The sequence below is a fragment of the Arthrobacter sp. OV608 genome, assembly GCA_900110595.1.
In the GTDB taxonomy this organism is placed as follows: Bacteria; Actinomycetota; Actinomycetes; order Actinomycetales; family Micrococcaceae; genus Arthrobacter.
Genome location: FOEZ01000011.1, coordinates 61,467 through 73,328 on the forward strand (window position 1 = coordinate 61,467; position 11,862 = coordinate 73,328).

The window sequence follows — 11,862 nt, forward strand, 5'->3', positions numbered from 1 at the left end:
CCGTTGTCACCGTCGGCGGATCGCCTCTTGACTCCCGTTACCTAGACCGTGTGCAGAGCGTGACCCTCGAGGAGGCCCTGGGTGGCCAGTCGAAGGTCAGCGTGGTGGTTACCATGGCTACCGGCATGCGCAGCACGTGGAACAGCCCGCTGGACTCGCTCGTCGCCCCGGCCGCGCGATTCGGCGTGGAGATCTACCGGGGCGGTCGGAGCTTCTCGGTCGACGCCCGCAGCGTCGCCGCAAGCTGGTCCTTCGTCCCCGGCGGCGTCTCGACCCTCACGGTCGAGGGCATGGACCGCTCGGTCGAGCTCGACCGGCGCGACGTCCAGAAACTCTGGCAGGACACTACGGACTCGACGATCGCGCGGACGATCTTCGGTGACCACGGCCTGCCGGCTCAGGTCGACAGCACCCCGTCGGGTGCCGATTCGGAGACCTACTCGCCGCAGCAAGACGCCACGGACTGGGCGTTCCTCAAGGGCCTGGCGGGCCGCAACGGCTTCGACGTCTATGTCGAGTCCGTCGAGGGGGTGCCCACCGGGATGTTCCGCAAGATCGACGTGACCGCCGCACCGCAGGTACGCATAACTCTCGGCTACGGCGAGCAGGGCGGCAGGGTAGGGGCTTCGGTGCAGCTGCTCACCGGCCAGGAGGTGCATGTAACCCGTAGCGTCCCCGGCACCGCGGACGTTGACGTCGCGAACGACAACGGGATGGGCCAGGCGATGGGGTCGCGGTCACTGGGTGGCGTGACGCTCGTCCGAACGAACACCTCGGCGGGTATGTCTGTCGTGGACGCCCGGACGACGGCGATCGCGATGGCAGAGCGCAGCGCGTTCGGCGCGACCCTCACCGTGACCCTCACGGCACCCGACGCACCGCTGGTCCGTGCCCGGCGCACCGTGAGGGTGGCCGGGCTAGGCGAGATCCTCGACGGGCCGTGGCTGGTGCGCTCTGTCCGACACACGGTGACGCCCGGAGGACACACGCAGGCGCTCAGCCTTACCCGCAATGCGCTTGGCGACCCCGCCGCCGGCGGAGTCGGCGCCCTGGCCGCAGCCGCGGGGGTGAGCCTGTGAGCGAGGGCCACGTCGGGCTGTACACCGGGGTCGTCACCGACAACGACGACCCCGAGGGCAAGTGTCGGATCAAGGCCGAGGTCCCCGAGGTGCTCTCCGGGGCAACCGGGTGGTGCACACCGTCGCTGCCCTACGCCGGCGCCGGCTGCGGATTCGCCATGGTGCCGCCTGTCGGCGCGACCGTGCTCGTGCAGTGGCCGCGAGGCGACCTCTCCGCGCCACCGGTCTGGTCCGGGGCGACATACGCGGCGGGCGAGGGCGTCGAGGGCGCGGGTCCCGACACCGTCATCGTCCTGACCCCCGGAGGCCACCGGCTCGAGCTCTCCGACGATCAGACCGCCCTGACAATCACCTGCTCAGAGGGTCCTGTGATCACCCTCGACGGCAACGGGATCACGATCGACAACGGGCAGGGCGCCACGCTGAAGATGGAGGGCACATCGGTGAACATCAACGACGGCGCCCTGAAGGTGAGCTGAGATGTCCGGGAAGGTCCTGACCACAGCGACCGTGGCGAGCTGCCCGCATGGGGGGCAGGCCTCGTTCACGGCGAGCCAGAGGGCGGTCACAATCGACGGGTCTTCGGCGCTGGTCGCGACCGACACCACGACGATCACCGGCTGCTCGTTCATGATCGGGAACACGCCGAGCCCGTGCACGACGGTGCAGTGGCAGGGGCCCGCGACGCGGGTGACCGCAGGCGGCACCGCCGTCCTGCTCGAAACCAGCACCGGGCTCTGCATGAGCGCGGCCTCATCCCCGCAAGGCAGCCTGCAGATCAGCACCGTCCAGTCCAAGGTGACGGCGAAATGACCGCGCCGCGGCGCCATGCCGGACAGCCCTGGGCCGTGGTCACGGGGCGGCGCCTCAGCACGCGCTCGGCCCTCGAGCACCTCGACGACCTCGTCCGCATCGTGCTCCTCACTGAACCGAATGAGCGGGTGCACCGGCCGGGATTCGGGGCCGGCTTGGGTGCCTCGACGCTCTTCCAGCCCCTCTCCCCCGGCCTCGCGGCAACCGTGCGGGCGCGAGCCCGCGGAAGCCTCATGGACGCCCTTGGAGACCGGCTCGATGTCGTCGACGTCGAGGTGGAGGTCACCGACTCGACCCTCTCCGCGCTGGTGGTCTACCGACCCAAGCCCGCCGGTGAGACCCGGACAGTCACCCTCACCCTCCCGGCGGCGGCACTGTGAGCACCGGACCGCACGACGCGTGGACATTGCCGCACCAGCCGCAGGCAGCTGCGGTGTTGCGTCCGCGGGCCCTGTTCGCCGCACCCGCCAGCGTCGTCGGCCTGCGCGTCGCGTCCGGGACGGCGGTGGGGGCAGTGCGGACGATCTCGGTCTGGCTCTACGGCGACCCGCCCGCGGGGATGACGGCGGCAGCGCTCTGGAGCCTGGACGGCGGGCCGGGCGGACCGGAGGTGACCCTCACGGGGGCAGGGACCATCGTCGCGGCGGGGACCGACCCCGACGGCAACCCCGTGCCGGCTCATCTGGAACTGCCAGTCGCAGCCGTCGGCGCCGCGCTGCCCGCCCGGGCCCCATATCGCATCGGGGTCGACCCTGTCGGCCTGAATGCTCTGGGCCTCGCGCTCGACCCGCTGCGGCGCTACATCCCCGTACGGCTGCGCCCCGAGTGCGGGGACGCCCCGGACTGCGTAACCGTCCCGCCGCAGCCCGCACCGCTGGCCGCGCCCGACTACGACACTCTGGCGCGGGATTACGCCGGGCTGCATACGATGCTGCTCGAACGGCTCCGCGCCCTGTCTCCCGGCGCGGACGAGTCCCCGGCGGACCTCACGGCCACCCTCGTCGAGCTTATGGCCCACATGGGCGACTTGCTCGCCTACCGTCAGGACCGGCTCGCCACCGAGTCCTGGCTACCGACCGCGCGCCGACGTTCCTCGGTCACCCGGCACGCCCGTCTGGTCGACTTCGCCGTCCCGCCGGCGACGAGCGCCGCGACCGTCGTCCAGGTGCACGTCGCGCACCACAATGCCGGACCGGGGGACGCGACCTTCGTGATCGAGCCGGGCGACACAGCCACCGACGCCGCCGGTGACCCCGCCAAGGCCCCGGACGCTGCCCACTTCACCCTAGAGACCCCCGCCCCGAGGACGGTGCGTTCCTCCCACGGCGAGGTCGCCCTATACGACTGGACCGAGGCGGATGCAGTACTGACCGCCGGGGCCACGAGCGCCGTGCTGGTCCGGCCAAGACCGGGCGAGGGCGTCGCACTGACCACCTGGCTCCCGGTCGGCTCGCTCCTGGCCTTCGAGGTGGTGGCCCCTGGACTACCCGGCGCCCATGAGGCCTGGGCGCGGCGGCTCACCCTCTGGCCACCTTCGGACGGGTCAGGAGGCCAGACCCGCATCCCGCTCGCCAGCCACCCCGCGCAGATCGTCCGGGTGACCCGGGTCGTGCCGCTCACCGACCCGCTCTCCCCAGGCCTCCCGCTCGTCCGCGTGTTCTGGGACCGTGTGGACGCCCTACGCCGTCCGGTCCCGGTCAGCGTCCACACCTCGGGGGGCACACCCCGGATCGGGGTCGCCCGCCTCGGCCTGTTGCCCGCGCACCACGGCCTGTGCGTCGACGGCGCCGAGGCTGTCGCGCCGTTCGAGCCGCTCACCGGGAGCCGTCCCGACCCGGCGACAACGAAGGTGGGCGACTACCATCTGGTCGCGGCATCGGCCGCCGGCTTGTCCTGCACGCCGGGCGGGCGGCCGTGGCAGCTAGACACGCGGGTCGCGCTGCCAAACGGCATCGTAGTGCCGGCCCTGCGCGTGACGAGCCTGCTGCGGGCCCCCCTCGAGGGCTTCAGTGTCGTGGTCGACCACGACGACGACGAACCGCCCCGCCTGCGCTTCCGTACGGGTGCGCTTGGCCTCGTCCCGCCGAGCCAGAGCTCGATCACGGTGCGGTATCAGGTGGGTTCCGGCCCGTCCGGGATGATCGCGGCCAACACCCTGACCCGTCTAGTGCGGACCTCGACCCCGGTCGGGCAGCCGTGCAATTGGCAGGAGGCCGATCCGCGAGTCACGGCACGCAACCTCACCCCGGGTGGCGGCGGTCTCCCCGCGATGTCGCTCGACACCGTCCGCCGGGACGCACCGGAGGCCTACGCCGCTGTCCCCCGGCGCGCCGTGCTGGTGGGAGAACTGCCTTCCTTCGCGGTTCAGGCTCCCGGCGTCGCCATGGCCGCGGGCCGGCGTTCGTGGTCCGGCTCCTGGCCCGTCGGGCTAGTCGCAGTGGAGCCGGTGGTCGAAGGCGACGAGGCGGCCGTGACGCAGGCCGCGGGCCGGGTTCTCGACGCTGTCCGGATGGCCGGGACGGAGACGGTGGCGTTGCCGGCCACCCCCGTGGGCCTGCTCGTCGCCCTGACCGTCTGCCTCACTCCGTCTGCCGATACGGCGACGACCCGGCTGCGTATTCTGGCGGGGCTGCGTCCGGGTCGGCCGGACGCAGTCTTCGATCCGGCTTCCCTGTCCCTGGGCACCGCGCTGCACACGTCCGCCGTGGTGGCGAAGGTCGCCGCGGTGCCTGGCGTGGACGCGGTCCGGGTCACCGAGGCCCGGCGCCTGACCGACCCGCCTGGCACCAACGAACCGGTCCTGGTTATGGGACCAGCAGAGCTCCCAGTGTGCAACGACGACCCAGCGGCGCCGGACCGCGGACGTATCGAGCTGAGCATCGACGGTGGACGATGAGCGTCCCCGAGCCCCGGCCCCTCGTCCCGCGGCCAGACCCGCCCCCCGGGCTCTCGCGTCTGAGCCGTCGTCTGGCGGACCGCCACGACCTGCGTGACGCGCTGCTCGCCGCGATGGCCGAGGATCGTGCCGGCACAGGACCGACGCTCGGCTCCCGCCTCGACGTCGCGGGCGACCCCGCGGTCGTGACGGTCGCCGAGCTCTGGTCCCGCGTCGCGGACTCGGTCGCCGCGTACACCGAGCTGACCGCCGGCGAACGCTACCTCGGCACGGCCCAGGACTGGACCGACCTGCGTCGCACCACGGACCTCCTCGGTCACCGCCCGGCGCAGCGGGCTGCGTCGCGGGGATGGGTCCGGTTCCTCACCGACGCCCACGCGAGCCCGCTGGTGCCTGCCGGGACACGGGTCCAAGCACCGGGGACCGCGACCGAGGACGCCCAGACCTTCGAGACCGTCGGCGACACCCTGCTCCGGGCGGACTGGGCGACCCTTACCGTTACCGCGGTCCCGCAGCCGACCGCACCAACGGGCCGCTCGCTGCGTGTACTCGCCGACCCAGGCTTCGCCACCGGAGACCGGGTGCTGCTCGTGGCGGAGACCCCGGTCACCTACGTGACGATGCCGACCGTGTGGTGGGCCTGGCTGCAGTGGATCAGAGTGGTCACCGCGGGTGCGACGGCGGGCCGGACCGTGCGCGGCATGGTCCAGGTCAGGAAGCGGGAGGACGACCTCGGCGCGTTCCTGCTGACCACCGACCGCGATCTCAGAACCCTGCTGGCTTCCTCGGCCTCGACGACCTACGCCGCCTACCGCGTCCGCACGACACTCACCCTCGCCCACCGGCTGAAGAAGCTCTCCTACGTGACGCCGGCCGGCGCCGCCGCAGCCGCCCCGGTGACCTACTCCGGCGAGCAGTCACCGGTTACGGTCACCCAGCTGCTCGTCACCGACGCGAGCGCCGTGACCCCAGGCGTCGGAATCGTCGTCTGGGGCGCTTCGAGCGCGCACGTCACCACGGTGAGCGCGGTCGACGTCCTGAGCTGGTCGGTCGCACCGGGCACCAAGAACCAGGTGGGTCGGATCACCCTCGCTGCCGGGTTGCCTTCCACCCTGGTGAACGAGAACGTGCAGGTCGCCTTGGTCGACGACCGCGTCGTGGCGCAGCATTACGAGCTGCCCCCGCTCGCCGCCGGGGTGCAGCGGCTGCGCGTACACCCGCGCCCCGCCGTCGTGCCTGAGCGCGTCGCCGTGCACACCACGGCTGGGTGGGAGCTGGCTACGTGCTCGCTCGACGCCGAGGACACTCCCTCCGACACCGGCGGGATGCTCCTAGTGCTCGGCACGCCTTTTACCGGCACCGCGACGACGGCGGCGGCGACGGCCAACCTCGTTCAGGTGCGGCACGGCACGACTAGCACCGGGCCGCTGACCCTGGACGGGCAGACCACCGTGGTCGCCGGCCCGGTGACCGGCGACGTGAGCCCCTCCGGTGAGGTCAGGAACAGCCTCAGCGTGCGTGTCAGCGGCGTCGCCTTCGAGGAGGTCAGCAGCCTATACGCGCGGGGCGCGGGTGAGCAGGTGTTCACCGCACGCCTGGCCGCCGACGGGCGTATGGTCCTGCAGTTCGGCGACGGCGTGGTCGGTGCCGCTCCGCGTGGTGACGTGACAGCCCGGTGGCGCGTCGGCGGTGGGCTCGCAGGTGAGCTCGACGCCACCCGGATTGATACGCTGCTCGGCAGCGTCAAGGGCGTGCGCAAAGTCTCCGGCGTCGGGCGCACCACCGGCGCTGCCGACCAGGAGGAGCCGTACCGGATGCGTCAGGCAGCGGCCGCGCGCATACGGGCCCTGGACCGCGTGGTTTCGGCCACCGACCTGGCGGACCTGGCAATGACCGTCCCAGGGACGAGCCACGCCGCCGCGTGGCGCGGCCCCGGACCAGTCGGCTGCCCGTGCGGCCGCATCGGCCTTCACGTCGCCTCGCTGCGCCTGACGACGACGGGGGTGCGGGCGCCAGCGCCCGCCGAGCTCACATCACTGGCCGGCTACCTCGACGCCCGCAGAGACACCACGGTCCCGCTGTGCGTCGCCCAAGGCGTCGCGAGCCCCGTCCCGCTGACCGTGACAATGGCGGTCGATGCTACCCGCGACCCGGCGGTGGTCCGCTCCGCCGTCGAGGCTGCCCTGACGGATCCCGCCGGACACTTGGCGGCTCGACCGCGGGCGATGGGCCTCCCGCTCGACGCGAGCGACGTGATGGCCGTGGTCCACCGGGTGCCCGGCGTCCTGGGTGTCACGGCCCTTGTCGTCGGCCAGGGGCTGCGGGCGGCCTCGACCGGGGATGCGGAGATCGGCCGGACACCGGCGGCCCGCTACGAGGTGCTGAGCGTCGGTACGGTGAAGGTGGTGGTCGCATGAGCCCGGACCTGCCCTCCCAGCGCTTCTTACGCATGCTTCCACCCGCCGTCCTGCAGACGTGGCCGCCGGAGGACGACACCCCTCCGGTCCTCGCCTTGCTCGCCGCCCTCGAGAAGCAGTGGTTGCTGCTCGCGGCCGACGTCGACTCCCTGCTGGATGACGCGTTCCCCGACAGCGCCGCCGAGTGGGCCCTGCCCTACCTCGCTGCGCTCCTGGGTCTGCCCGCGGATGCGGACCGACGTGAGATCGCATACGCGACCGCCCTGCGCCGCCGCAAGGGCACCCCGGCTGCCCTCGAGGACTTCGCCGAGGTTGTCACGGGATGGCCGGCTCAGGTCGTTGAGGGCTGGACCAAGACCCTGTGGGCCCAGCAGCTGCGCCACCCCGTGCGCCGCACCGCCTCGCTGGACTTGCGCCGCGGAGAGCACTTGCTCGTCGGCGCCGGGCTGGACCCGGCGCGGCACAGCGTGACCCCGGGGGGCCCCTTCCACCCGGCGGCGGTCACCGCCCATGTCTACCCCTGGCATGTACTCGGCTATGAGGACGTCGAGGCCGCACCGCTGGGTGGGGGACGGTTTGCTCTGCACCCGCTCGGGATCTCCGCGCCGCTGTACCTGCGACCCCGCCCTCTGCGGATCGCGAGCGACGCCGAGGACGAGCGGCCCCCGGATGTCCCGCCGGAACCGCGCGGTCCGCGCCCACCCGGGACCCTGCCGGTACGGGCCACGTGGCGGGTCATCGATGCCTTTGGCGACGTCAGCTACGGGCCCGTCTGGACCCTTGCTGCGGACCATCCGCTCGCCGCCGACAGTCCGGCCGAGGGGCCCGCGCTGCTGCGGGTCACGGCGGGTGGAACGCCCGTGCCTTGGAACCGGATCGGCCTGACCGGGCTGCCCTCGGTCGGAGCCCCGGTCCCCGCGGCCGGCCAGGTGCTCATCGACCCGGCACGCGGCGTCCTTGTGCCTGCGGCCGACGTGACCGGCACCCTGCGTGCGACGTTCTACCGGGCGGCGCCAGGACGCCTAGGCCCCGCAGCGAGCACGGCCCAGCTGCGCGACGACGTCGGCGTGGTGGTCGTCGTGGATCCGTCGGGCGCACCCCGCCCGCCGGGGCAGACCGTTGTGGCCACTCTCACCGCAGCCTTCAGCGCCGCCGCCGCCGCGACTACCAGCACGAGCGAACCAGACGTGCCCCAGGTCGAGATCCGCCTGCTGACCAGCGACCGGCTGCCCTCCCCGGCTGCGCCCGTCACCGGCGCTCCCGCGCTGACACGGTGGCGGGTAGTCGCCCCGGTGGGCGCGACGCCAGTGGTCGTGGGGGACCTCGACCTGCGGCTGACCGGCGTGCAGGTCGAGCTCGCCGGGTTCTTCCTGGACGGCGACCTGCGCATCGGGGCGGCCATGAGCCGCGTGGACCTTGTCGGGCTGACCCTCGACGCGACCAGCGGCGGCAGCGTCGTGGTGGACCCGACCGCATGGACGACCCGCGTGACAGCCACACGGTGTCTGCTGGGGCCCATGCGGGCGGACCTCTCTGCGTTCCCACTCGAGCTCACCGACTGCGTCGTCGACGGTTTGGGCGCCGCCGCGATGCCCTGCGGAGGTGCCCCGGGCGGGACCCCGGGCGGAGTGGCCCTCGCGGCCGTCGACCGCTTCCCGCCCGACATCGTCGCGCGGGGTGTGACGTTCGTCGGCCCGGTCGGAGCGGGCCAGGTGTGGGTCAACGACTGTCTGTTCACCGCCGGGCTGCGGACGACGGTAACGTCCTCCGGCTGCGTCCGCCATTGCCACCTCGGGCCCGCCGACGACCCGCAGGCGCACCCGCCCGGCTACGGCTGCTTGTCGGGGCCGCTGCCCCGGATGGGCGGCGTCGGCGTTGACTCCGCCGGTTACTGGGCACCCGTGCTGGACGGACCAGGGACCGTCCCCGTACCCGCCCTGCTCACCGGCGCCGGGGACGGCGGCGAGATCGGCGCCTACCACCACGCCCGCCGCGGACCACTTACCCTGCGCTTGGGGCAACGGCTGCCCGAAATGACCCCGCTGACGGTGCACCCGCACCTCAGCCTCGCCCACCCGGAGGACTGAGATGACAGGCGACTTTACCAGCGTTCCGCTGCGACCCGAGGACCGATGGACCGCGGCACGCATGCAGCAAGGCCGTGTGCTCCTGGACACTGACTGGAACCTCACGATCGACGGCGCGGCGCGGGAGACCCGCGGCCTGGCCCGGGACACGATCGGCTTCGCCGGGGTCCCGCAGGGCAGCAGCGCCTTCCGGGTCGACGTCGTCGCCGGGGTGCTGACCGTCCGGCCGGGGCTGATGTGGATCGGCGGCCTCGCGGCGCGCAACTCCGCCGACCTCGCCTACGGCACCCAGCCCGAGGTCCCGCCCCTGCCAGCCACCGGGCTCGCGCTCGTCTACCTCGATGCCTTCGACGAAGGCGTGCAGGCCGCCGAGGACCCCGAGCTGCTCGACCCCGCCCTGGACGGAGTGGACACCACTACCCGTACCCGAGTGGGATGGCGTGTACGGATCGTCCCTGCCGCCTCGGCAGAGTGCGGGTCGGGCACACTCCCTGCTTCCATCAGCACCGGGACGCTGGATGTAACACGGACGTCGGGACCGGTGAGTACAGATCCGTGTGCACCTCCGGACGACCCGCGTAGCAAGCTGCCCGACGGCCTACTGCGTATTGAGGTGATCGACGGCGGGTCTGAGCTCACTGCACGCTTCGCTTGGTCCTACGCCGGCGGCGGGGATGCCGTCGCTGCCTCTGTCGCAGGCACGGCAGTGACTTTGGTCCCCTCGGCGTCCGTCGCCTTCCGGCCCGGTGAACTCGCGGAGGTATCGACGCTGGCCCGCCGCGCCGACCGCCGCAACCACGGCGCCCTGCACACTGTTGCCGCGGTCACGCCCCAGGCCGGTGGGGACCTGGTGACTCTGGCGACCCCGAGCCCCGTGACGGGCGATCCTCCGGGGACGTGCCTGCGTCGCTGGGACGGGCAGACCGTCGGGGCTGCCAGTGGCATAACGGTGACCCTCGGCGCCGCCGATGTCGGCATCGCGTTCACGGCGCGACCCGGGACCTATATGGCTGGGGATTGGTGGGGGGTGCGGGTGCGCGGCTCTGCCTCCGACGCCGTCGAGACGCGGACCGCTGCACCGCCAGATGGCGTCGTGCATGCAAGCGCACCGCTCGCCGTGGTCGATCTGACGACCATGACGGTTCTCACCGACTGCCGCCGCACGTTTCCTCACCTCGTCGACATCCGGGGCGGGACCTGCACGGTCGTTGCATTCCCGGGCGACGACCTGCAGGCAGCGCTCGACGCCCTTCCCGTTGACGGCGGAAAGCTTTGCCTGGCTGCCGGGACGTATCCCGTCCGCACCCCGCTGACGATCAGCGGCAAGCGGCGGATCGTAATCGCCGGCGTGGGCCCTGCCACAATACTCGTGGCCGATCGGCATGAGGCCGTGCTAGTCGCAAAGGAGTGCGACGACATCGAGGTCACCCACCTGCGGGCTGAATCGGCCGTACCCAGCAAGCCCTCGCCCCCGGGCGAGAGACACCTGCTCGGTGCCCTCACCTTCCTTGGCGGAAGCCGGGTCCGTGTGCGGGACTGCCAGGTTCGGTGCCCCGACAGCGGCGGGCGGGCACAATCCGGCATCTACGTTACCGCCGAGGGCCGCACCGAGCCGGGATGGGTGGAGATCAGGGGCAACCGTCTGGAGATCGGCGCCCGTCAGGTCGGGGTGCTCATCACGTCGGCACGGGTCTCGACCGTCGTCGACAACGACATCATGCTGGGACCGCGCGGCGCGCGGGAAAGGGAACCGGTCGACCGGAGTGTAGCCAGGGAGCTCGGACGGTTCCTCGCACAGCACCTTCATGCCGAGGGAGGTGAGGAGGGGGAGGAGATTGTCATGCTCGACGGGACGAAACTGCGTGTTAGCGGCCCAACAAACATTCGCCGTTTCATAGCCGCCTGGGGCCGGGCGATGTCGACCGGTGGGCTAGAACGCGAACGCTCCCTCCGGGAGGCGCTGGAACACTTTGCCGTCGCGAGCCTCGTTGAACCGCACGAGGTCACGGCCGGCGCTTCGAGCACCCGCTTTCTCCGGGCATCTGTCAGGGACATCCGGGCTATTGGCCAAGGCATCGTTGTGGGAGGCTCCCGCGCGGGGCTCGTGAGGATCGAAGGCAACACGGTTCTGGACACCCTCCAAGCCATACACGTGGGACTCCACGAGGAGGGCCCGGAGCATGCGACGGCAGAGCGTGTCATCATCAGCGGCAACGTTGTGGGCTGTCGCGTTCCCTACTTTTGGATGCGGCAGCGTCACGCTATCTACGTCGGGAACGTGAACAGCCTTACTATTGTTGATAACCGCGCGAACCTAGCCAGAACCGGGGGCTCCACTGAAGGGACCTCAGTGGATGCCGTCCGTGTATGGGGTCTGATCGGCCCCTTCCTCCAAGTGCGTGGACTCGACCTGACCGGCGACTTCCGGTTTGGGGTCCTGGTCCGTGACACCACGCGCTCGGGGAACCGGCCGCGGATGGTCAGGCACATCAGCGATGTGCTCAACCTCGACGGAGCGCAAGCCGTGAGCGTGCCTGCAACGGTGACCACGGAGCGTTGCGTTCCCTGAG

The 11,862-nt window shown here is 71.9% G+C and carries 8 protein-coding genes; all 8 read left to right on the forward strand.

What is annotated here, in order from left to right:
• Positions 1–59: 59 nt before the first annotated feature.
• The 8 genes from BMX78_RS14875 to BMX78_RS14910 are packed head-to-tail and all read left to right on the forward strand — an operon-like array spanning position 60 to position 11,861.
• Complete coding sequence (locus BMX78_RS14875; RefSeq protein WP_170850833.1) at positions 60–1,079, forward strand: phage late control D family protein; 1,020 nt, start codon at positions 60–62, stop codon at positions 1,077–1,079.
• The gene (locus BMX78_RS14880) at positions 1,076–1,558 is read left to right on the forward strand and encodes a phage baseplate assembly protein V (protein WP_091420662.1); all 483 of its coding nucleotides are present in this window, start codon (positions 1,076–1,078) and stop codon (positions 1,556–1,558) included. Before BMX78_RS14875 ends, BMX78_RS14880 begins: the two co-directional genes overlap by 4 nt.
• A 1-nt stretch (position 1,559) precedes the next feature.
• Entirely contained in the window at positions 1,560–1,892 is a 333-nt protein-coding gene (locus BMX78_RS14885; RefSeq protein ID WP_211482579.1) for a hypothetical protein, read from the forward strand.
• Positions 1,889–2,272: a GPW/gp25 family protein gene (locus BMX78_RS14890; RefSeq protein ID WP_091420664.1), complete on the forward strand. Its 384-nt coding sequence runs from the start codon at positions 1,889–1,891 to the stop codon at positions 2,270–2,272. Before BMX78_RS14885 ends, BMX78_RS14890 begins: the two co-directional genes overlap by 4 nt.
• A complete protein-coding gene (locus BMX78_RS14895) occupies positions 2,269–4,788 on the forward strand; it encodes a baseplate J/gp47 family protein (RefSeq protein ID WP_139204972.1) in 2,520 nt (839 codons plus the stop codon). Before BMX78_RS14890 ends, BMX78_RS14895 begins: the two co-directional genes overlap by 4 nt.
• Positions 4,785–7,205, forward strand: a complete 2,421-nt coding sequence (locus tag BMX78_RS14900; RefSeq protein ID WP_091420673.1) for a baseplate J/gp47 family protein — start codon at positions 4,785–4,787, stop codon at positions 7,203–7,205. Before BMX78_RS14895 ends, BMX78_RS14900 begins: the two co-directional genes overlap by 4 nt.
• Positions 7,202–9,292 carry a phage tail protein gene (locus BMX78_RS14905; protein WP_091420677.1) on the forward strand — a complete coding sequence of 697 codons (2,091 nt, stop codon included), beginning with the start codon at positions 7,202–7,204 and terminating at the stop codon, positions 9,290–9,292. The genes BMX78_RS14900 and BMX78_RS14905 overlap by 4 nt, the downstream gene beginning before the upstream one ends.
• Position 9,293: 1 nt before the next feature.
• Positions 9,294–11,861, forward strand: a complete 2,568-nt coding sequence (locus BMX78_RS14910; RefSeq protein ID WP_091420679.1) for a DUF6519 domain-containing protein — start codon at positions 9,294–9,296, stop codon at positions 11,859–11,861.
• The last annotated feature ends 1 nt before the right edge of the window (position 11,862 follow it).